Below are 21,625 nucleotides of genomic sequence, written 5' to 3'. Positions count from 1 at the left end.
GCCGCCGTGACTCCTCACCCGCCGGCTGCACCGCGCAGCCCGCTCCCAGCAGCACGGCGACGGCCGCGGCGGACAGCGCGCGGCCTGCGGACCCGTCGGTTCTGCGTGCCATGGACTCCCCCCGGGACGTGTGGGGCCACCGGCCCCGTGCGAATCCCCCACCGGGGGGATTCCCGTCCGTCACCTCGCCCGAACCCCGGACGACTCGCGGGCCCCTCGGGCGCCCCGCCGCGCGGGCGCCGTGGGAGCCTGTCCCTAGGCCCCCGCGGGGCCCCGCGGGCCGCCGCGACCTGCCGGGAGCACCCGCGCCGGCTGTGAGCAAGCTCCCAGGCCGTGGCTCTCCCGCGGTTCACGCGGCGATGGCTACAGTCCGTGTCGGACAGGGAGACGATTGGGGAGGCACCGAACATGGCACGCGAGACGGGCAAGGGCCGGCTCACCGAGAGCGGACTGCCGATCGAGCCGGTCTACGGACCCGACGCGCTCCGGGACTGGGATCCGGCCGAGAAGCTGGGCGAGCCGGGCTCCTACCCGTACACGCGGGGCGTCTACCCGACGATGTACACCGGACGTCCGTGGACGATGCGGCAGTACGCCGGCTTCGGCACGGCCGTGGAGTCCAACGCCCGCTACCAGCAGCTCATCGCCAACGGCACCATGGGCCTGTCCGTCGCCTTCGACCTGCCGACCCAGATGGGCCACGACTCCGACGCGCCGATCGCCCACGGCGAGGTCGGCAAGGTGGGGGTGGCGATCGACTCGATCGAGGACATGCGGGTGCTGTTCGACGGCATCCCGCTGGGCGAGGTCTCCACCTCGATGACGATCAACGCGCCCGCCGCGGTGCTGCTGCTGCTCTACCAGCTCGTGGCCGAGGAGCAGGGGGTGCCGGCGGACAGGCTGACCGGCACGATCCAGAACGACGTGCTCAAGGAGTACATCGCCCGCGGCACCTACATCTTCCCGCCCAAGCCGTCGCTGCGGCTGATCGCGGACATCTTCCGGTACTGCAGGGCGGAGATGCCGCGCTGGAACACCATCTCGATCTCCGGCTACCACATGGCCGAGGCCGGGGCGACGCCCGCCCAGGAGATCGCCTTCACCCTCGCCAACGGCATCGAGTACGTGCGCACGGCGGTCGCGGCCGGGATGGACGTGGACGACTTCGCACCCCGGCTGTCGTTCTTCTTCGTCTCCCGCACCACGATCCTGGAGGAGGTGGCCAAGTTCCGCGCCGCCCGCCGGATCTGGGCGCGGGTGATGAAGGAGGAGTTCGGGGCGGAGAACCCCAAGTCGATGATGCTCCGCTTCCACACCCAGACCGCCGGTGTGCAGCTCACCGCCCAGCAGCCGGAGGTCAACCTGGTGCGGGTGGCCATACAGGGTCTGGGCGCGGTGCTGGGCGGCACCCAGTCGCTGCACACCAACTCCTACGACGAGGCCATCGCGCTGCCCACCGACAAGTCGGCCCGGCTGGCGCTGCGCACCCAGCAGGTGCTGGCCTACGAGACCGACGTGACCTCCACCGTCGACCCCTTCGCCGGGTCCTACGTGGTGGAGTCGCTGACCGACCAGGTGGAGGCGGCGGCGCTGGAGCTGATGGAGAAGGTCGAGGAGATGGGCGGCGCGGTGGCCGCCATCGAACGCGGCTACCAGAAGGGCGAGATCGAGCGCAGCGCGTACCGCATCGCCCAGGAGACCGACTCCGGCGAGCGGGTGGTGGTCGGCGTCAACCGGTTCCAGCTCGACGAGGAGGAGCCGTACGAGCCGCTGAAGGTGGACCCGGCCATCGAGGCCCAGCAGGCCGAGCGGCTGGCCCGGCTGCGCGCCGAGCGGGACCGGGCCGCCGTGGACGGGGCCCTGGCCGAGCTGCGCAAGGCCGCCGAGGGCAGCGACAACGTGCTGTACCCGATGAAGGAGGCCCTGCGCGCGAAGGCCACCGTCGGCGAGGTCTGCAACACCCTGCGGGAGGTCTGGGGCGTCCACACCCCCGCCGACGCCTTCTGACACCCCGGGCCGGACCGACACGGCCCGGCCCGGCACGCGAACGCGGATGTCCCCCCGGTGAGGCCGGGGGGACATCCGCGTTCACGGGCGCGTGCGGACGGTCAGAGCAGCCCGAGGCTGGTGACGATCACGGCGACCAGCACGGTGAGCGTCCAGCCGAGCGCCTGCTCGACCAGCTTCTCCCACTCCTCGTCCGACGGCCCGCCGGTGCGGACCCAGGGTGCTGCGATCCTCGCCGCCATCGTGTGGCCCATGGTGGTGTCCTCGTCTCGCGTGGTGGCACGCCCGTGCGCCGGGGCGCCGATGGTCTGGGGGCGCCGCGGACGCATGCCGCGGCCAGTCCAGAATGCGGGGAGCCGCGCCGTTCACACAGAGACGCAGCTCACCCCCCGCCCGGACGGGGACCCGCCGGACGACCCCAACATGCCGCCCAAGCAGGGCGGATGGGACATCGGGCCGATCACGGGACCGTCCGGGCTGTGACGAACGACACGCGTGGGCGGCGGCCGTACGCCCGGGGCGCGCCCCCTCAGCGCCGCACCCGCCGTCCCAGCGCGCGGGCGCGGCGGGCCGTGCGCCGTACGGCCGTGCTGCGGACCAGGGGCGCCAGGCCGGCGGGGACCGCGCCGGGCAGGGCCAGGGAGACCAGGCGGCGGCGCGCGAAGTGGCGCCGGGTGCGGTCGTCGGAGTGGGCGGCCAGGAAGCGCTCGGCCTCACCGCGCAGTTCCGGGTGGACCCGCGGCCACATGCAGAAGGCCACCGCCCGCACCAGCCCGGCCAGTTCCGCCCAGGTCTCCCCGTCGTCCGCGCCGGCCGCGCCGCCGCCGTCCTCCCCGTCCTCCCCGCCGGCGTCCGGCACGCGCCACTGGCCGGCCGCCGGGTCGGCGAGGTCCGGCAGCAGCGTGTCGGCGATCACCGCCGGTACCCGGTCGTCGTTCTCGTAGGGGGTCATCCGGGTCAGCACCACGTCCGTGCCGCCGCGGGCGACCGGCAGCCCGCAGACGGCGCCCGCGGTCAGCAGCGCCCCGGGGGACCAGCCGGTCACCAGCGCCGGCCGCAGCCGCTCGCAGAGCACCTCCGGCGGCGGCGCGCCCCACGCCACGGACAGCTCCACGCCCAGCTCGCCGGCCCGCTCCCGCAGGGCCCGCACCCGGTGCTCCGGGGCGGCCGGGTCGGGCGCGAGGACCACCGTGCGGTGACCCAGCTCCCGCAGGCCGCGCAGCAGCCGTCCGTACAGCCGCTCCTCCTCCCCGGCCGGGAGCGCGCCCGGCGCCGAGGGGTCCTGCCCCAGCAGCAGCGCGCACCCCTCGGGCGCGTCCACCGGCGGCAGCTCCCGCGCCGACTCGGCCAGGACGGCCCGGAGCGCCCCGGCCGGCACGGCCCGCGCCCCGACCCCGAACTCCGTCAGCAGCAGCGGCCGCAGCCCGGGCAGCAGGCCGGGGTGGAGCAGCCGCCGCACCCGGGTGCCCAGCAGCGGGTCGAGCTTGCCGGGAGTGGGTCCGTAGGCCGACAGCCCGGTGGCGAGGGCGTCCAGCGGGGCGTCGGGGAAGATCCGGGCCAGGGCCTGCGCCGGGGCGGCCCCGATCCCCTCCACGACCAGTTCGACCTCGGCGCCCTCCAGCCCCCACAGCGTGCGCAACTGCCGCTCCCACAGGGGTGCGTCGTCGGCGCGGGGCCGCCAGTCGCCGGGGTGGAGGGGGCGGATGACGGCGTTCCAGGACAGCACCCGGGTAAAGCGGCTCCGCAGCGGCGCGAAGCCGGGCAGGGCGTCGGGGGCGGGGGTGGTCTCGGGGACGGCGGCGGTGTTCGCGACCAGCAGCAGCCGTTCCCGGGCCGTCCCCAGCAGGCCCGCGTCCAGCGCGGCGGCCAGCAGTGCGGCGCCCTGCGGCGTGGTGGCCAGCAGGAGTTGCACCCGGGCGGCGGAGTCAGGGGCGGCCGGGTTCTGGGCGGTGGGGGTCATCGGGCGGCCTCCGGGGTGGTCTTCGCGCGGAGGCCGGGGGAGAGGACCGGACGGCGGCGCAGCCGCCGCAGCCGCGCGGAGCGTTCGGCGTCCATGGAGTCCAGCGCCTCCCGCACCAGGTCGCCGGGCAGCCGCCGCAGGGCGGCGGCGCAGCGGGCGCGCACCGCCTTGGCCACGTGCGGCTCGAAGCGGTCGCTCGTCAGGTGGTGGTGGATGACCGCGCAGTAGGTGCGGACGGCCTTGGGCAGCAGCGCCGCGGCGTCCGGATCGCGGGAGGTCTCCTCGACCAGCCGGTCGTAGGCGCGGATGAAGTCGAGCTGCCGCTCGTCGCCGATCCGGGTGAGGGACGTGGCGACCCCGCGCCGGTAGAAGACGCCCGTCAGCCCGACGACGGCGAAGGACGCCGCCTCGCGGTGCAGCCGCCAGATCCACGGCCGGTCCTCGGCGGTGCGCAGCTCCTCGTCGAAGCGGAGCAGGCCCCTCTCCAGCAGCCGCCGGTGGTAGACGCCGGCCCAGGCGTAGGCGTAGTCGACGGAGGTGGTGCGGTGCGCGGGCAGGATGGCGTCGCGCGGGTCCAGCACGGTGCCGCGGCGGCCGTGCGGGACGCGCACCACGGTGCGCCTGCGGCCGGTGCACCGCACGTGGTCGGTGCGCAGGAAGTCGCAGCCCAGCGCCTCGGCGGCGGCCAGCAGGTCGCGGTAGTGGCCGGGGGCGACCCAGTCGTCGCCGTCGAGGAAGGCGAGGAACTCCCCGCGGGCGGCGTCCAGTCCGGTGTTGCGGGCGGCGGCCACGCCCCGCCGGCGTCCGTGCCGCACCAGGACCGCGCCGGGGATCTCCTTCTCGGCGCGCTCCAGGAGGTCCTGGGTGCCGTCCGTCGAGCAGTCGTCGACCAGGACGAATTCGATCTCCGGTGGTCCGGTCGTCCCGCTCCCCCCGGAATCACCGGCGTTGGCGCGCAGGCTGCGGAGGGCGTCGGAGGCGTACGGCCGGACGTTGTGGAACGGCACGATGACGGAGAGCTTGACCACTCCGGTGAGGTTAGGCGCCCGATCGGCACCGGCGCTGTCCGGCGCCGTACGTGCGGGTGAACGCACCGCGTCGGAACGGTGAACGCCCTTTCGCGGCCTGCCGGTTGGCCGTCCGTCGAGGTGCTGTTAACCGTCTGTTGCCTTTGCGTTGGGCCGAGAATCGGAATGTCTTCCTAGCGTCGGCGACGTGCCATCACCCACCACTTCGGACTCACCGGAGTCGCCGACGCGCATCGCCGTGCTCGCCGATTCCGACACGCGCTGGAAATGGGGCGCGCTCACCGCGCACCGCATCGTTCCCGGCGCGCGCATCGACGGGCTGCTGCTGCGCGGCCGGGCCACCCCGACCGCCCGCCAGCTCGACGAGGTCGGCGTGCGCGCGGCCTCGCTGCGCGAGGTGACGGCCGCGGAGTTCCTGAGCACCACCGACCGCGACGCGTACGACGTGGTGGTGCTCGCCTGCGTCGGCGGCACCGTCCAGGCGATGCTGCACGGGCTGGCGCACAACCTCAACGCACGGGGCCGCCGCCCGGTCACCGTCACCGGCTACGTCGGCGTCGTCTACGAGAAGCTCGCCGACGGGCTGCTGCTGCGGCACGGCGCGGACGTCGTCCTGGCCAACTCCACCCACGACGCGGAGCGCTTCCGCGCGGTCTACGAGGGAGTGGGCGCCGACGCCGGCAGCGTCGTGGAGTGCGCGCTGCCCTTCCTCGGCGGGGCGCCGTACGAGACGTCGGCGGACCGGCCCTACACCGTCGTCTTCGCCGTCCAGCCGTCCGTTCCCGCGAACCGCGCCGACCGCGAGTACCTGCTGCGCCGCGCCGCCGGGCACGCCCGCCGGCACCCCGACCGGGAGGTGCTGGTCAAGCTGCGCAGCAAGCCGGGCGAGCACACCACGCACATCGAGGAGCAGCCGTACCAGAAGCTCGCGGCGCGGCTCCCCGGCGGGCTGCCGCCCAACTGCCGCCTGGTCTACGGCCACATGGGCGAGGTGCTGGACCGCACCGACCTGCTGGTCACCGTCAGCTCCACCGCCGCCCTGGAGGCCCTCCACCGGGGCATCCCCACCGCGATCCTGACCGACCTCGGCATCCGCGAGGCGCTGGGCAACCACCACTTCCTGGGTTCGGGCTGCCTGGCCTCCTGGGACCAGCTCGACGAGGGGCTGCTGCCCGAGGCCGACCCCGCCTGGACGGCCCGGCAGGGAGTCGTGGCCGACGGCCCCTACGAGGCGGCCTTCGACGCCGCCCGCGAGCGCGTCGCCGCGCTGGTCGCCCGCGAGACCCTGCCGCCGATCACCCCCTACTACACGCTCACCACCGCTCCCGGCTACCTCCCCGGCGTCCTGGCCCGCCACGGGCTCGACCCCTCCGGCGCGCTCCGCCCGGGGACCGCGGCCGACAGACCCGCCTCGGGGCTGCGCCGGGCCGTCCGCGCGGCCGTGCGGGACGCGGCGCGCGGCGCGTACCGCCACGGCGTCCAGCGGGTGGCGCCGGTCATCCGCCGGATGGGGGAGCTGTGAACACCGCGAGCGCCGCACGCGAGGCCGCCGGGCCGCAGGCGACCACGACACCCGCACCTGTGTGCCGAGCGGGCGGAGAAGCGAGCGAGAAGAACGCCGCGAGCGCCGCACGCCGGGAGAACGCCCCGGGCGCCCCTGCCCACACCGCTGTCCAGCAAGGAGCCGCAGTGCCCCCGAACGCCCCGACCCCCCGGACCGTCCTCGCCGTGATCCCCGCCCGTGGCGGCTCCAAGGGCGTGCCCGCGAAGAACCTGGCCACCGTGGGGGGCGTGCCGCTGGTGGTGCGCGCGGTACGGGAGTGCCTGGCGGCGCGCGGCGTGACGCACGTGGTGGTCTCCACCGACGACGGGGCCATCGCCGAGGCCGCCCGCGGCGCGGGCGCCGAGGTCGTCGAGCGGCCCGGCGACATCGCGGGCGACACCGCCACCAGCGAGGCCGCCGTCCTGCACGCCATGGACGTCCACGCCGAGCGGCACGGGCGGGAGGCCGAGGTGGTGCTGCTGGTGCAGTGCACCAGCCCCTTCCTCACCCGCGAGGACGTCGAGGGCGTGGCCGCCGCGGTGGCCGGGGGCGGCGCCGACAGCGCGCTGACCGTCGCCCCCTTCCACGGCTTCGTCTGGCGCGACGGCGGAGACGTCCGGGACGCGGCGGACGGCGGGTACGGCGTCAACCACGACAAGGCGTACCGCCCGCGCCGCCAGGACCGGCCGCAGGACCTGCTGGAGACCGGCGCCGCGTACGCGATGCGCGCCGACGGCTTCCGGAAGGCCGGACACCGCTTCTTCGGCCGCACCGAACTGGTGCGCACCGACCCGGCGCGCGTGCTGGAGGTCGACGACCCGCACGACCTCGCCCGCGCCCGCGCGCTCGCGCCGCTGCTCGACGGCGAGCGGCCCGGCGCGCTGCCGACCCGCGACGACGTCGACGCGGTCGTACTGGACTTCGACGGCACCCAGACCGACGACCGGGTGTACGTCGACTCCGACGGACGGGAGACGGTCGCGGTCCACCGCGGCGACGGGCTCGGCATCGCCGCCCTGCGCCGCGCGGGGCTGCCGCTGCTGATCCTGTCCACGGAGGAGAACCCGGTGGTCGCCGCACGGGCCCGCAAGCTGCGGATACCCGTGCTCCACGGCGTCGACCGGAAGGACCTCGCCCTGAAGCAGTGGTGCGAGGAGCAGGGCATCGCGCCGGAGCGCGTGCTCTACGTCGGAAACGACGTCAACGACCTGCCGTGCTTCGGCCTGGTCGGCTGGCCCGTCGCGGTCGCCAGCGCCCACGACGTCGTACGCGGCGCAGCCCGCGCGGTCACCTCCGTCCCCGGAGGGGCCGGTGCGATCCGCGAGATCGCCTCGTGGATCCTCGGAAAGGAACTGTCTTGAGCATGACCAGCCCCCGCCTCCGTACCCTCGGCAGCAAGATCGTGGGACCGGGCCGCCCGGTCTACGTCACCGGCGAGATCGGCATCAACCACAACGGCGACCTGGAGAACGCCTTCGCGCTGATCGACGCCGCCGCCGAAGCCGGCTGCGACGCCGTGAAGTTCCAGAAGCGCACTCCGGAGGTCTGCACCCCGCGCGACCAGTGGGACATCGAGCGCGACACCCCCTGGGGCCGGATGACGTACATCGAGTACCGCCACCGCGTCGAGTTCGACGAGGAGGGCTACCGGGCGATCGACGCCTACTGCAAGAAGAAGGGCATCGACTGGTTCGCCTCCCCGTGGGACGTGGAGTCCGTCGCCTTCCTGGAGAAGTTCGACGTGCCCGCCCACAAGGTGGCCTCCGCCTCCCTGACGGACGACGAGCTGCTGCGCGCCCTGCGCGCCACCGGCCGCACGATCATCCTCTCCACGGGGATGTCCACCCCGAAGCAGATCCGGCACGCGGTGGAGGTGCTGGGCAGCGAGAACATCGTCCTCTGCCACGCCACCAGCACCTACCCGGCCAAGGCCGAGGAGCTGAACCTGCGGATGATCCACACCCTGCAGGCCGAGTACCCGAACGTGCCGATCGGCTACTCCGGCCACGAGACCGGCCTGCAGACCACTCTCGCGGCCGTCGCCCTCGGCGCCTGCTTCGTCGAGCGGCACATCACCCTGGACCGCGCGATGTGGGGCTCGGACCAGGCCGCCTCCGTCGAGCCGCAGGGCCTCCAGCGCCTGGTGCGCGACATCCGCATCATCGAGGAGTCGCTCGGCGACGGCGTGAAGAGGGTCTACGAGAGCGAGCTGGCCCCGATGAGGAAGCTGCGCCGCGTCAAGGGCGTGGTGGCCGAGGCCGAGGAGGCCACCGCCGACCGCGAACCCGCGACGGTCTGACGGGCCGGCCGCGGTGAGCACGGGAGGGGTCTTCCCGCACCCGGACTCCGGGCCGGGCGCGGGTGCGGCACGCCGGGCGGCGCGCCGCACCCGCGCCGCCCGCGGCACGGGCACCCTCGCCTTCGTCGAGAGCCCGGTGCAGCTCCTCAACGTCCTGGAGTGGGCCCACGCCACCCGCCCGGGCGGGGCGGGGGAGCGGTCCGGCGAGCTCACCGTGGTCGTCCTGCCGCCGCGGGACCCCATGACGCGCGGGCAGCTCCGGCGGATGGCCGAACTGGCGCGGGACGAGGGGGTCGCGGTCCGCTGGGAGGAGGCCCGCGGCGGGGCGGGCGCACCGCTGAAGACGGTCGCCTCGCTGGTCGGGCCGCTGCGCCGCGCGTCGCGGATCGTGGTGGGCGACCCGTTCTCGCGGTACGTGCAGCTACTGCTCTCCCTCGCCCGCTCCGAGCGGGACGGCGGCGACGGGAGCGGCGGTGACGGGTGGGGCGGCAGGGGGATCGTGGTGGTCGACGACGGCACGGCCACCATGGAGTTCGTCACCCAGCTCGCCCGCGGCGAGCGTCTGGTGCGGTGGCACCGCAAGGGCGCCGGGGGAGCGCGTGCCGCGCTCTTCGCGCCCATCTCGGCGTCGGCGCGCCGCCGGATGACCCCGTCGGCGGACCAGCGGGTCGAGGTGTTCAGCTCGATGCCGGTCGAGCCGCCCGAGCACGTGACCGTCGTCCGCAACGACTTCGCCTGGACCCGGGCCCGCTTCGGCCCGCCCATCCTCACCGGCGGCACCGACCTGGTCGGCACCTCGCTGGTCGAGACCGGTGTGGTGGACCCGGAGCGCTACCTGGGAGCCGTCGCCTCCCTGGCCCGCGCCCACGGCGCCACCCGCTACTTCGCCCACCGCCGGGAGAGCGCCGACAAGCTGCACCGGATCACCGCCGAGACGGGGCTGGAGATCGTCCGGCCGGACCTCCCGCTGGAACTGGTCGCCCGCCGCGGCCCCATCGGGCGCACGGTCCTGAGCTTCCCCTCCACCGTCGTGCACACCCTGCCGCTGGCGCTCGCCGGCACCGGGGTGACGGTGGTGGTCTGCGACGTGGACCCGGCCTGGCTGACGGAGAACGCCTCGCCGCGTGCCCAGGGCTTCCTGTCCGGGGTCACCGGCACCGCGCGGGACGTCCGCCGGCTGGCCCCGGCCCCCTCCCCGCCGCCGGTGTCGCCGGGACCGTCCACGTCGTGACCCCTGCCGTGCCCACATGGTGGAACGAGGAAAAACGGAAGCCATACCCATCCACACCAGCGCTTATGCGGCGGCCACCCCGTTTTTTCTTCGCCTTGGAGACTGAACTTTGGCCGTTCCCTCTGCAGAGGGCTGTCACCTGGGCTTACCCTCGACAAGGTGAGCCAGTTGTTGTCGCCAGAGTCCAGCATCCGGACCACCGGTGAGACGCCTTTGCCCGGCGCCCTGCCGGAGGCCCTCCGTACCGAACTCATCGCCTTCCGCCGGGACCTGCACATGCACCCCGAGCTGGGGCACCAGGAGTTCCGGACCACGGCCGCCCTCAAGGCGCGGCTGGAGAAGGCCGGGCTGCGCCCGCGCGTACTCCCGGGCGGCACGGGGCTGATCTGCGACATCCACCCCGACGGCGCGCCCGCCGGGGACGGCGTGCGCCCGATGCTGGCACTGCGCGCCGACATCGACGCGCTCCCCATCCCGGACACCAAGACGGTGCCGTACCGCTCGACCGTCCCGGACCGGGCCCACGCCTGCGGGCACGACGTCCACACCACCACCGTGCTCGGCGCCGGCCTCGTCCTGGCGGACCTGGCCCGCCGGGGGCTGCTGCCGCACTCGGTGCGGCTGCTGTTCCAGCCCGCCGAGGAGGTGCTGCCCGGCGGCGCGACCGACGCCATCGAGGCCGGGGTGCTGGACGGGGTGGGGCGGATCATCGCGGTGCACTGCGACCCCAAGGTCGAGGCCGGGCGGATCGGCCTGCGCGCCGGACCCATCACCTCCGCCTGCGACCGGCTGGAGGTCTCCCTCGACGGCCCCGGCGGCCACACCGCCCGCCCCCACCTGACCACCGACCTGGTCACCGCGGCGGCCAAGCTCGTCACCGAGGTCCCGGCCCTGCTCTCCCGCCGCGTCGACACCCGTGCCGGGCTCGCCCTGACCTGGGGACGGCTGGAGGCGGGCCACGCCCCCAACGTCATCCCGCAGCACGCCGAGCTGTCCGGCACCATCCGCTGCCTGGACCTGCACGCCTGGCGGATCGCACCCGACCTGGTGCACGCCGCGATCGACGAGGTCGCCTCGCTGCACCGCGCCAAGTTCGAGATCAACTACATCCGCGGCGTCCCCCCGGTGGTCAACGAGCAGACCACCGCCGAGCTGCTGCGCGACGCCATGGTCGCCCGGCGCGGCACGGGGTCGGTCGAGGACACCGAGCAGAGCCTCGGCGGCGAGGACTTCTCCTGGTACCTGGAGCACGTCCCCGGCGCGATGGCCCGCCTCGGGGTGCGTCCGCCGGGCGACCGCACGCCGCGCGACCTGCACCAGGGCGACTTCGACGTCGACGAGAACGCGATCACCGCGGGCGTCGAGCTGTTCACCGCCGCGGCCCTGCTGGACGCCGCCCGCGAGTGACGGCACCGCCCGCGAGTAACGGCACCGCCCGGCGGACCGGGCGGTGCCGCTCCCCGCGGGCGGTCGGCCGTCACCGGGAGGCGTACGGCAGCAGCGCCATCTCCCGCGCGTTCTTCACGGCCCGGGCGATCTGCCGCTGCTGCTGGGCCGTGACCCGGGTCACGCGGCGGCTGCGGATCTTGCCCCGGTCGGAGATGAACTTCCGCAGCAGATCGGTGTCCTTGTAGTCGACGTAGGTGATGCCGGCGGCGTCCAGGGGGTTGGGGCGGGGCTTGGCGCGCTTGCCGGAGTCGGGGCGACGGGGCACGGGTCTCCTCCACGGTTCGGTCGGTGATCGGTGGTCAGGGGTCGGGGCGCGGCCCGGGACGGGCGGTCTACGGGGCCGGGTCCAGGAGGGAGTCGAAGGCGGCCGGGAGGCGCTTCCACTCCTCGCGGCCGGCGGCGTACTCGGCGTCGGTCAGCAGGCAGGAGTCCAGGAGGCGCACCAGTCCCTCGCGGTCCAGGCCGGGGGAGGTGAAGACGAGGTGCTGGCAGCGGTCGCCGTGCTCGGGGTGCCAGTCCAGTGCGGCCGCCGCCCGCCGGGTGGGGGGAGTCATCTCCCAGGCCGCCTCCGGCAGCGCGGCCAGCCAGGGGCCGACGTTGTCGATGCAGAGCGCGCCGCCGGCGGCGTCCCAGGCCAGCAGGGTGTCGGGGCGGTCGGCGAGCCAGAAGCGGCCGCGGCTGCGGGCCGCGGCGCAGGTCAGGTCCTCCAGGGCCCGGTGGAGCCGTTCGGGGTGGAAGGGGCGCCGGCGGCGCCAGACGAGGGTGGCCACCCCGGCCTCCTCCGCCTCCTGCGGCAGCAGTGCGCAGGCCGGGTGCTGCGCGGCGGCGGCCATCTCGACGTCGAAGCCGGCGAAGGCCAGCCGCGCCAGCTCCTCCGTGCCGGCGGGCAGGGGCACCCGGTGCGCGGTCGGGTGGAGCTGGGCGAGGAGCGCGTACCCGGTGGCGCTGTCCTCGTCCCTGTCCTCGTCGCTGTCCTCCCCACCGGTCTCCCCGCCGGCGAGGGCGAGCACCGGCGCGTACTCCAGTTGCCGCGCCCAGGTGTCGGCGACCGTCCGGTGGTCGGTGGCGGCCGCCGCGAGACCGGCGTCCGCCAGGTCGTCCCCGTTGCCGAGGCAGGGCAGGACGAGCGCGGGGTCGACGGCGGTGATCACCTGGGTGAGGGTCAGTGCGTCCCCGCCGTGCGCGGCGATCACCTCGGCCATCCCCCTGGGTTCGACGGAGTCCCAGAGTTCGACGACCGCCAGCCGGGTCAGGCCGCCGGCGGCCAGCCGTTCCAGCTCCGGCACCAGGTCCTCGCGCAGCGCGCAGCACGCGCAGTCGTTGACCAACGGGGCCTCGCCGGAGTGCAGTTCGCCCGAGGCGTCGCGCACGGTCCGCCGCACGGTGCCCCCGGCCGCCGCGGAGAGGTCGTGGTGGAGCGCCACGCTGCCCGGCACGGCACGCAGCAGGTGCTCCACGACCTCCCTGCGGGCGTCGGCGTGCAGCCCGCCGACGAGCACGACGGGCAGCCCGCGGTTCTCCGCCGCCCCCATCAACGGGCCCCGCGCGAGCCGTAGCGCCGCTCGAACCGCTCGACGCGGCCCGCGGTGTCCAGCACACGGGTCTTGCCCGTGTAGAAGGGGTGGCTGGCGGAGGAGATCTCGACGTCGACGACGGGGTAGGTGTTGCCGTCCTCCCAGACGATGGTCTGGTCGCTGGTCATGGTGGACCGGGTGAGGAAGGCGAAGTCGGCGGCCCGGTCGCGGAAGACGACGGGGCGGTACGGCGGGTGGATTCCGGGTTTCATGGCGGTGTCCTTCCTGATGCCGGCTGTACTTCCGATACTTCCCCTATCTCCCTTTTTCCGGGAGGGGGTCAGCGCTCCTCGCGGAAGTCGACGTGCCGGCGGGCGACCGGGTCGTACTTGCGCAGCACCAGGCGGTCGGGGTCGTTGCGGCGGTTCTTGCGGGTCACGTAGGTGTAGCCGGTTCCCGCGGTGGAGCGGAGCTTGATCACCGGGCGCAGTTCGTTGCGTGCCATGCGGTCAGTGTATGACAATGGTTACCGTTTTCAAAAAGGATTCGTGCGAAGAGAGGCAGGAACCCCCGTGTCCGCCCACTGCCAACTGACCGGCGCGAAGCCGGGCTTCGGCAAGAAGATCTCCCACTCCCACCGGCGCACCTCCCGCCGGTTCGACCCCAACATCCAGCGCAAGCGGTACTGGCTGCCGAGCGAGGGCCGGTACGTCCGGCTCACCCTGAGCGCGAAGGGCGTCAAGACCGTCGACGCCATCGGCATCGAGGCCGCCGTGGCCCGCATCCGCGCGCGGGGCGGGAGGGTCTGATGGCGAAGAAGAGCAAGATCGCGAAGAACGAGAAGCGCCGGGAGGTCGTCGCCCGGTACGCGGCCCGGCGCGCGGAGCTGAAGGAGATCATCCGCCGCCCGTCCTCGACGGAGGCCGAGCGCGCCGCCGCCCTGGCGGAACTGCGGCGCCAGCCGCGTGACGCCAGTCCGACCCGGGTGCGCAACCGCGACGGCGTGGACGGCCGGCCGCGCGGACACCTGAGGAAGTTCGGGCTGTCCCGGGTGCGGATGCGGGCGTACGCGCACGCCGGCCTCCTGCCCGGGGTCACCAAGTCCTCCTGGTGACGGGGCGTCGCGTGGAGGCGCGGCCGGCCGCCGGGCGGGCACCCCCCGCCCGGCGGCCCGCGGCGCGGTACGTGCCGCCGCGGCGCGGGAACCCCGCCCGGGCGCCGTGCCACCTTTTGTGTCTTTCCTCACCCCCCGCGCGCCCGGCCGGGCGGTGAAGAGGCGGAGAACACGGTCCGGAGGCGCAGTCGACACTTGAGCGTCACCCTCCACAAGCGAGCGGACACGAGGCGTTCACACCGAAGTGATAACGGCTCCCCTGGAGGGCTTTTCCTGATATCTACGCGCGTTACGATGCGGCGGAAGCCAGCGCCAACGGAGGCGCTTCGAGCGAAGGGAAGTCCTCTTGCGCCGGGTAAGCAAGATCCTCGCCGCGGCCGGAACCGCCGCGGCCCTCGCCCTCAGCGCCACCGCATGTGGCAGCACGTCCACCGAATCCTCCTCTTCCTCCTCGGAGTCCTCGAAGAAGGGCAAGGGGATAGCCCTCGCCTACGACGTCGGCGGCCGCGGTGACCAGTCGTTCAACGACGCCGCCTACGCCGGTTTCGAGAAGGCCAGGAAGGACTTCGGCATCGGCGGCCAGGACGTCGAGCCGTCCGACGGCGAGTCGGACGCCGACAAGGTCCAGCGCCTCACCGAACTGGCCCGGCAGGGCTACAACCCGGTGATCGGGGTGGGCTTCGCCTACGCGCCCGCCGTCGAGGAGGTCGCCGAGAAGTTCCCCAAGACCACCTTCGGCCTGATCGACGACGACACCGTCAAGGCCGAGAACGTCGCCAACCTCGTCTTCAGCGAGGAGCAGGGTTCCTACCTGGCGGGCGTGGCGGCCGCCAAGGCCACCAAGAGCAAGGTCGTCGGCTTCGTCGGCGGTGTCGAGGTCCCGCTGATCAAGAAGTTCGAGGCGGGCTTCGTCCAGGGCGTCAAGGACACCGACCCGTCCGTCAAGATCAAGAGGCAGTACCTCACCCAGCCGCCGGACATGAACGGCTTCTCCAAGCCCGACCTGGGCAAGGAGGCCGCGCGCGGCCAGCTCGACGCCGACGCCGACGTGATCTACCACGCCGCCGGCCTCGCCGGCCAGGGCGTCATCGAGGCGGTCGCCGGCCAGAAGAAGTGGGTCATCGGCGTCGACTCCGACCAGTACCGGCAGAAGACGCTGGCGAAGTACAAGGACCGCATCCTGACCTCCATGACCAAGGACGTCTCCGGCGCGGTCTACAACCTGGTCAAGTCCGTCCAGGACGGCAAGCCGCTGTCGGGCGAGGTCCGCTTCGACCTGAAGTCCGACGGGGTGGGCCTGTCCGACTCCAACCCGGCCTTCACCAAGATGACCGCGGTCCAGGACGCCGTGAAGAAGGCCCGGGAGGGCATCGCGAACGGCGACATCAAGGTCAAGACCGCTCCCTGAGCCGAGCCGTGAGCCGATCCCGGCGCGGCCGGCGCGGCCCGGCGCGACGGACGGCGTCCCTCCTCCCGGACGCCCGTCGCGCCGGCCGCCCGGTCCGGGCCCCGGGCCCGGCGGCGGAGACCCCAGGCGGGTCCGCCGGCCGGGCCCGCCTTGCAGAACGGACTCTACGCGCGTAGTCACCCGGTGACACGGTAGCGTCGCCTTCGCCCACCGCGGCCCGGCGAGTCCCCGGTCCCCACCCGGCCCCCGCCCGCCGGAGCCCCCCTACGAGCCGCTCCTTAGCCCCGAGGAGAGTGCACCATCAACGCGTCCAGCAGCCCTCCCGCCGTCGAACTGACCGGGATCACCAAACGCTTCCCCGGTGTCGTCGCCAACCACGACATCCACCTGTCCGTCCGCAAGGGCACCGTGCACGCCGTCGTCGGCGAGAACGGTGCGGGCAAGTCGACCCTGATGAAGATCCTCTACGGCATGCAGAAGCCGGACGAGGGCACCATCACGATCGACGGCGAGGACGTCAGCCTCTCCGACCCCGGCGACGCCATCGAGCGGGGCATCGGCATGGTCCACCAGCACTTCATGCTGGCGGACAACCTCACCGTCCTGGAGAACACCGTGCTCGGCAGCGAGAAGCTGTACGGGATCGGTGCGCGGGCCCGCGCCAGGATCAAGGAGATCTCCGACACCTACGGCCTGGGCATCCGCCCCGACGCCTACGTGGAGGACCTCGGCGTCGCCGACCGCCAGCGCGTGGAGATCCTCAAGGTCCTCTACCGCGGCGCCCGCACCCTCATCCTCGACGAGCCGACCGCCGTGCTCGTGCCGCAGGAGGTGGACGCGCTCTTCGCCAACCTCCGCGAACTGAAGGCCGAGGGCCTGACCGTCATCTTCATCTCCCACAAGCTGGGCGAGGTGCTCTCGGTCGCCGACGACATCACCGTCATACGCCGCGGCACCACCGTCGCCTCCGTGAAACCGGCCGACGTCACCGCCAAGCAGCTCGCCGAGCTGATGGTCGGCGCCGAACTGCCCTCGCCGGAGACCCGCGAGTCCACCGTCACCGACACCCCGATGCTCCAGGTGGAGGGGCTCACCCTCACCGAGAACGACGCCGTGGACGGCGCCCGCACCGTCCTGGACGGGATCACCTTCACCATCCGCAAGGGCGAGGTGCTGGGCCTGGCCGGCGTCGAGGGCAACGGGCAGACCGAGCTGATCGACGCCCTGATCGGCACCCGCACCCCCGACAGCGGCACCATCACCCTCGGCGGCGAGGACATCACCGCCTGGCCCACCCGCAGGCGCCGCGAGGGCGGCGTCGGCTACATCCCCGAGGACCGCCACCGGCACGGGCTGCTGCTGGAGGCCCCCCTGTGGGAGAACCGCATCCTCGGCCACGTCACCGAGGCCCCCAACAGCAGGGGCCCCTGGCTGGACATCAAGGCCGCGCGCCAGGACACCGAACGGATCGTCACCGAGTACGACGTCCGCACCCCCGGCATCGACGTCACCGCGGCGTCCCTGTCCGGCGGCAACCAGCAGAAGCTGATCGTGGGCCGCGAGATGAGCCACAACCCCCGGCTCCTGATCGCCGCCCACCCCACGCGCGGCGTGGACGTCGGCGCCCAGGCGCAGATCTGGGACCAGATCCGCGAGGCGCGCCGCAAGGGCCTGGCCGTCCTGCTGATCTCCGCCGACCTGGACGAGCTGATCGGCCTGTCCGACACCCTGCGCGTGATGTACCGCGGCCGACTGGTCGCCGACGCCGACCCCGCCACGATCACCCCGGAAGCCCTGGGCTCCGCCATGACCGGCGCGGCCTCCGGCCACCTCCAGGACGAGGAGTCCGGCCAGGCGCAGGACGGGGGAGAGGACCGATGAAGAAGTTCGACAAGGACCGGCTGATCCTGGCGGCCGGCGGGCCGGTGCTCGCCATCGCGGTCGCCATGGTGCTGACGTCGGTGGTGCTGATCGCCTCCGGCCGGAACCCCGTCCAGCCGTACACCCTGATGTTCGAGTACGCGATGCACTCCGACATCCAGGTGCTCATCGTCAACCAGGCGGCCACCTACTACCTGGCCGCGCTGGCGGTGGCCGTCGGCTTCCGGATGAACCTGTTCAACATCGGGGTGGACGGCCAGTACCGGCTCGCCGCGATGGTCGCCGCGCTGGTCGGCGCCTCCGTCAGCCTCCCCGGGCCGCTGCACATCCTGCTCATCCTGCTCGTCGCGATGCTGGTGGGCGCCTTCTGGGCCGGCATCGCGGGTCTGCTGAAGACCACCCGCGGAGTCAGCGAGGTCGTCTCGACGATCATGCTGAACTCCATCGCCACCAGCGTGATCGCCTACCTCGTCCTGCCCGCCCAGTTCGGCGAGCAGCGCGGCAACAACCTCACCACCGGAGAGATCCCCGAATCCGGCTGGTTCCCCGGCATCGACCTCGGCGCGGCCGGGGAGATCTACGGCTTCGTCGTCGTCGCCGTGCTGTGCGGCGTCCTGTACTGGCTGGTCCTGAACCGGACCCGGTTCGGCTTCGACCTGCGCGCCACCGGCGCCAGCGAGAGCGCCGCGATCGCCAGCGGCGTCGACGCCAGGCGGATGGTGCTCACCAGCATGCTGATCTCCGGCGCCGTCGCGGGCCTGGCCGGCATGCCCGTCCTGCTCGGCGACGCCCACACCTACAGCCTCGACTTCCCGGCCGGCATCGGCTTCACGGGCATCACCATCGCCCTGCTCGGCCGCAACCACCCGGCCGGCATCGCCCTCGGAGCCCTGCTCATCGCCTTCCTCGACAAGGCGTCGGCGACGCTCGACTACAACGGCTACGAGAAGGAGATCGCCACGATCATGCAGGGACTGATCGTGATGGCGGTCGTCATCAGCTACGAGTCCGTGCGCCGCTACGGCCTGCGCCGCCAGCAGCAGAAGGTCGGCGAGGAACTCGCCGCCGCCGCGGCGTCGGCGAGTGCCGCCGGCACCGGCGCCGACACCGGTGAAGGCCCGAAGAACCGCAAGGAGGTGTCGGCGTGAGCACCGTCCTCACCAAGCCGGCCGCGCAGCAGCCACGGAAGACCGCCCGCCGCCGCCTCACCCTCGCCGAGTGGATGCTCGTCATCGCGGGCGTCCTGGTGCTGGTCTCGGCCGTACGGCTGGTCACCGGAGCCCACGGCATCACCTCCGTCGGGCAGACCTCCACCGCCCTGCGGCTGGCCGTGCCGATCGGACTCGCGGGCCTGGGCGGCCTGTGGGCCGAGCGGGCCGGTGTGATCAACATCGGCCTGGAGGGCATGCTGATCCTGGGCACCTGGTTCGGCGCCTGGGCCGGCGTCCAGTGGGGCCCCTGGGCGGGCGTGGTCATGGGCATCCTCGGCGGCGCGCTGGGCGGCCTGCTGCACGCCGTCGCCACCGTCACCTTCGGCGTCAACCACATCGTCTCCGGCGTGGCCATCAACATCCTCGCCGTCGGCGCCACCCGCTACCTGTCCAGCTTCACCTTCGCCGAGATGGACGGCGGCACCAGCAAGCAGTCCCCGCCGATCGAGCCGATCACCAGGATCACCGTCCCCGGGCTGTCCGACGCCATGGACAAGCTCAACGACAAGCACTGGTTCCTCGTCTCGGACCTCGCCGGGTTCGTCGGCGGCCTGGTCACCAACCTCTCCCTGCTGACGGTCGTGGCGATCGCCCTGGTCCCGCTCAGCCGGTGGGTGCTGTGGAACACCGCCTTCGGCCTGCGGCTGCGCTCCTGCGGCGAGAACCCGACCGCCGCGGAGACCCTCGGCGTCAACGTCTACAAGTACAAGTACATCGCGGTGATGATCTCGGGCGGCTTCGCCGGCCTGGGCGGCGTCTTCCTCGCCGAGGTCGCCTCCAACATCTACCAGGAGGGCCAGACCGGCGGCCGCGGCTACATCGGCCTCGCCGCGATGATCTTCGGCAACTGGATGCCCGGCGGCCTGGCGCTGGGCGCCGGACTGTTCGGCTACACCGACAGCCTCAACCTGCGCGGCGGCGGCCAGAACGTCCACGCGCTGCTCCTGCTGCTGGCGGTGGTGCTCGTCCTGGCGACCGCCTGGGCGCTGTACCGGAAGAAGTACGCGACGGGCCTGGTCGCGGCGGTCACCGGTCTGGTGCTGTTCGTGTGGTACCTGTCGGTGGACGAGGTGCCCAGCCAGTTCGTGACCGCGGCCCCGTACGTCGCCACGCTGCTGGTGCTCGCGATGTCCGCGCAGCGGCTGCGGATGCCCAAGGCCAACGGACAGCCCTACCGGAAGGGCGAAGGCAAGTAAGTGAGCGAATCCCGTACGACGGGCGCCGGCGGTGTGGACTGGCCGGCGCTGCGGGAGCGGGCCCGGGAGATGATGTCCCGGGCCTACGCCCCGTACTCGAAGTACCCGGTCGGCGCCGCCGCACTGGTGGACGACGGCCGGGTGGTCGGCGGCTGCAACGTGGAGAACGCCGCCTACGGCGTCGCGCTGTGCGCCGAGTGCGGCCTGGTCTCGGAGCTGGTCGCCACCGGCGGCGGCCGGCTGACGGCCTTCACCTGCTGCGACGGCAGGGGCGAGGTGCTGATGCCGTGCGGCCGCTGCCGCCAGTTGCTGTGGGAGCACGGCGGCCCGGACCTGGCGGTCGACACCGCCTCCGGCGTCCGGCCCCTGGCCGACCTCCTCCCGGACGCCTTCGGCCCCGAGAACCTCGCGGACCGCTGACCCACCCCCGCCCACCCCAAGGAGCCGCACCCCCGATGGACGCCATCTCCGTCATCCGTACCAAGCGCGACCGGGGCCGTCTGAGCGACGCCCAGATCGACTGGGTCATCGACGCCTACACCCGCGGCGAGGTGGCCGACGAGCAGATGTCGGCCCTGGCCATGGCGATCCTGCTCAACGGCATGGAGCGCGAGGAGATCGCCCGCTGGACCGCGGCGATGATCGCCAGCGGGGAGCGGATGGACTTCTCCTCCCTGTCCCGCCCCACCGCCGACAAGCACTCCACGGGCGGCGTCGGCGACAAGATCACCCTGCCGCTGGCCCCGCTGGTCGCCGCCTGCGGCGCGGCCGTCCCCCAGCTCTCGGGCCGGGGACTCGGCCACACCGGCGGCACGCTCGACAAGCTGGAGTCCATCCCCGGCTGGCGGGCCCGCCTGTCGAACGAGGAGATGCTCGGCGTCCTGCGCGAGGCCGGCTGCGTGATCTGCGCGGCGGGTGACGGGCTGGCGCCGGCCGACAAGAAGCTCTACGCCCTGCGCGACGTCACCGGCACCGTCGAGGCGATCCCGCTGATCGCCTCCTCGATCATGTCCAAGAAGATCGCGGAGGGGACGGGCTCCCTCGTCCTGGACGTCAAGGTCGGCTCCGGCGCGTTCATGAAGAACCTCGACGACGCCCGTGAACTGGCCCGCACCATGGTCGGGCTCGGCACCGACCACGGGGTGCGGACCGTCGCCCTGCTCACCGACATGTCCACCCCGCTCGGGCTGACCGCGGGCAACGCCCTGGAGGTCCGCGAGTCGCTGGAGGTCCTGGCCGGCGGCGGCCCGGCCGACGTCGTGGAGCTGACCCTGGCGCTGGCCCGCGAGATGCTCGACGCGGCCGGCCTGCCGGACGCCGACCCGGCCAAGGCGCTCGCCGACGGCTCGGCGATGGACCACTGGCGCCGCATGATCGCCGCCCAGGGCGGCGACCCGGACGCCCCGCTGCCCGTCGCCCGCGAGCGGCACACGGTGCGCGCCGAGACCTCCGGCGTCCTCACCAGGCTGGACGCGTACGCGGTGGGCCTGGCCGCCTGGCGGCTGGGCGCGGGCCGCGCCCGCAAGGAGGACCCGGTGCAGGCCGGCGCCGGGGTGGAGCTGCACGCCAAGCCCGGCGACCGCGTCACCGCCGGCGCCCCGCTGCTGACCCTCCACACCGACACCCCCGAGCGCTTCGACTACGCCCTCGAAGCGCTCACCGGCGACGCGATCGAGATCACCGAGGGCGCCTCGTACGAGCCGACCCCCCTGATCCTGGACCGCATCGCCTGACGTCCCGCCGCACCCCGGCGCGCCCTTCCCGGCCCCCCGGAGCGCGCGCCG

The 21,625-nt window shown here is 73.6% G+C and carries 21 protein-coding genes; 14 read left to right on the top strand and 7 right to left on the bottom strand.

Annotation, left to right across the window (positions count from 1 at the left end; all coding sequences use genetic code 11):
• Positions 1-408: 408 nt before the first annotated feature.
• Positions 409-2,007, top strand: coding sequence for an acyl-CoA mutase large subunit family protein (locus VE546_RS03125; protein ID WP_324917888.1), 1,599 nt, complete (start codon positions 409-411; stop codon positions 2,005-2,007).
• 101 nt (positions 2,008-2,108) lie between these two features.
• On the opposite strand, the gene VE546_RS03120 is transcribed toward VE546_RS03125, so the two are convergent.
• From VE546_RS03120 to VE546_RS03110, 3 genes are all read right to left on the bottom strand, one after another.
• On the bottom strand, positions 2,109-2,261 hold the full coding sequence (locus VE546_RS03120) for an SCO1431 family membrane protein (RefSeq protein ID WP_324917885.1): 153 nt from the start codon (positions 2,259-2,261) through the stop codon (positions 2,109-2,111).
• Positions 2,262-2,536: 275 nt separating this feature from the next.
• Complete coding sequence (locus VE546_RS03115) at positions 2,537-3,967, bottom strand: hypothetical protein (protein WP_324917883.1); 1,431 nt, start codon at positions 3,965-3,967, stop codon at positions 2,537-2,539.
• Positions 3,964-4,995, bottom strand: coding sequence for a glycosyltransferase family 2 protein (locus tag VE546_RS03110; RefSeq protein WP_324917880.1), 1,032 nt, complete (start codon positions 4,993-4,995; stop codon positions 3,964-3,966). Before VE546_RS03110 ends, VE546_RS03115 begins: the two co-directional genes overlap by 4 nt.
• 187 nt (positions 4,996-5,182) lie before the next feature.
• On the opposite strand from VE546_RS03110, the gene VE546_RS03105 reads away from it, so the two are divergent.
• The 5 genes from VE546_RS03105 to VE546_RS03085 all read left to right on the top strand — a co-directional run bounded on the left by VE546_RS03105 (position 5,183) and on the right by VE546_RS03085 (position 11,475).
• Complete coding sequence (locus tag VE546_RS03105; RefSeq protein ID WP_324917877.1) at positions 5,183-6,517, top strand: DUF6716 putative glycosyltransferase; 1,335 nt, start codon at positions 5,183-5,185, stop codon at positions 6,515-6,517.
• Positions 6,518-6,684: 167 nt separating this feature from the next.
• Positions 6,685-7,899 carry an acylneuraminate cytidylyltransferase gene (locus tag VE546_RS03100; RefSeq protein ID WP_324917874.1) on the top strand — a complete coding sequence of 405 codons (1,215 nt, stop codon included), beginning with the start codon at positions 6,685-6,687 and terminating at the stop codon, positions 7,897-7,899.
• A gap of 2 nt (positions 7,900-7,901) precedes the next feature.
• Positions 7,902-8,837: an N-acetylneuraminate synthase family protein gene (locus VE546_RS03095; RefSeq protein WP_324917872.1), complete on the top strand. Its 936-nt coding sequence runs from the start codon at positions 7,902-7,904 to the stop codon at positions 8,835-8,837.
• A gap of 13 nt (positions 8,838-8,850) precedes the next feature.
• The gene (locus tag VE546_RS03090) at positions 8,851-10,068 is read left to right on the top strand and encodes a hypothetical protein (RefSeq protein ID WP_414720383.1); all 1,218 of its coding nucleotides are present in this window, start codon (positions 8,851-8,853) and stop codon (positions 10,066-10,068) included.
• Positions 10,069-10,227: 159 nt separating this feature from the next.
• Positions 10,228-11,475: a M20 family metallopeptidase gene (locus tag VE546_RS03085; protein WP_324917869.1), complete on the top strand. Its 1,248-nt coding sequence runs from the start codon at positions 10,228-10,230 to the stop codon at positions 11,473-11,475.
• Between the two features lie 70 nt (positions 11,476-11,545).
• On the opposite strand, the gene rpsR is transcribed toward VE546_RS03085, so the two are convergent.
• The 4 genes from rpsR to rpmG all read right to left on the bottom strand — a co-directional run bounded on the left by rpsR (position 11,546) and on the right by rpmG (position 13,536).
• Positions 11,546-11,782 carry a 30S ribosomal protein S18 gene (rpsR, locus tag VE546_RS03080; RefSeq protein WP_324917867.1) on the bottom strand — a complete coding sequence of 79 codons (237 nt, stop codon included), beginning with the start codon at positions 11,780-11,782 and terminating at the stop codon, positions 11,546-11,548.
• A gap of 67 nt (positions 11,783-11,849) precedes the next feature.
• On the bottom strand, positions 11,850-13,049 hold the full coding sequence (locus VE546_RS03075) for a CobW family GTP-binding protein (protein ID WP_324917864.1): 1,200 nt from the start codon (positions 13,047-13,049) through the stop codon (positions 11,850-11,852).
• Complete coding sequence (locus VE546_RS03070) at positions 13,049-13,303, bottom strand: type B 50S ribosomal protein L31 (RefSeq protein ID WP_324917861.1); 255 nt, start codon at positions 13,301-13,303, stop codon at positions 13,049-13,051. Before VE546_RS03070 ends, VE546_RS03075 begins: the two co-directional genes overlap by 1 nt.
• A 68-nt stretch (positions 13,304-13,371) precedes the next feature.
• On the bottom strand, positions 13,372-13,536 hold the full coding sequence (rpmG, locus tag VE546_RS03065) for a 50S ribosomal protein L33 (RefSeq protein WP_150249057.1): 165 nt from the start codon (positions 13,534-13,536) through the stop codon (positions 13,372-13,374).
• A gap of 67 nt (positions 13,537-13,603) precedes the next feature.
• Between rpmG and rpmB the strand changes: the two genes are divergently transcribed.
• The 8 genes from rpmB to VE546_RS03025 all read left to right on the top strand — a co-directional run bounded on the left by rpmB (position 13,604) and on the right by VE546_RS03025 (position 21,574).
• Positions 13,604-13,840 (top strand): 50S ribosomal protein L28, encoded by a 237-nt coding sequence (gene rpmB / locus VE546_RS03060; RefSeq protein ID WP_324917855.1) that lies wholly within the window; start codon positions 13,604-13,606, stop codon positions 13,838-13,840.
• A complete protein-coding gene (rpsN, locus tag VE546_RS03055) occupies positions 13,840-14,145 on the top strand; it encodes a 30S ribosomal protein S14 (RefSeq protein ID WP_324917852.1) in 306 nt (101 codons plus the stop codon). Before rpmB ends, rpsN begins: the two co-directional genes overlap by 1 nt.
• 346 nt (positions 14,146-14,491) lie before the next feature.
• On the top strand, positions 14,492-15,553 hold the full coding sequence (locus tag VE546_RS03050; protein ID WP_324917849.1) for a BMP family ABC transporter substrate-binding protein: 1,062 nt from the start codon (positions 14,492-14,494) through the stop codon (positions 15,551-15,553).
• A gap of 300 nt (positions 15,554-15,853) precedes the next feature.
• The gene (locus tag VE546_RS03045) at positions 15,854-17,434 is read left to right on the top strand and encodes an ABC transporter ATP-binding protein (RefSeq protein WP_324917896.1); all 1,581 of its coding nucleotides are present in this window, start codon (positions 15,854-15,856) and stop codon (positions 17,432-17,434) included.
• Entirely contained in the window at positions 17,431-18,582 is a 1,152-nt protein-coding gene (locus tag VE546_RS03040; protein WP_324917846.1) for an ABC transporter permease, read from the top strand. The genes VE546_RS03045 and VE546_RS03040 overlap by 4 nt, the downstream gene beginning before the upstream one ends.
• Complete coding sequence (locus VE546_RS03035; protein WP_324917843.1) at positions 18,579-19,841, top strand: ABC transporter permease; 1,263 nt, start codon at positions 18,579-18,581, stop codon at positions 19,839-19,841. The genes VE546_RS03040 and VE546_RS03035 overlap by 4 nt, the downstream gene beginning before the upstream one ends.
• A 69-nt stretch (positions 19,842-19,910) precedes the next feature.
• A complete protein-coding gene (locus tag VE546_RS03030) occupies positions 19,911-20,261 on the top strand; it encodes a cytidine deaminase (RefSeq protein ID WP_422664565.1) in 351 nt (116 codons plus the stop codon).
• A 35-nt stretch (positions 20,262-20,296) separates the two neighbouring features.
• A complete protein-coding gene (locus tag VE546_RS03025) occupies positions 20,297-21,574 on the top strand; it encodes a thymidine phosphorylase (protein WP_324917837.1) in 1,278 nt (425 codons plus the stop codon).
• Positions 21,575-21,625: the final 51 nt, after the last annotated feature.

The sequence above is a fragment of the Streptomyces sp. genome (genome assembly GCF_035644915.1).
GTDB lineage: Bacteria > Actinomycetota > Actinomycetes > Streptomycetales > Streptomycetaceae > Streptomyces.
This window is presented reverse-complemented; position numbering and strand designations above follow the sequence as displayed.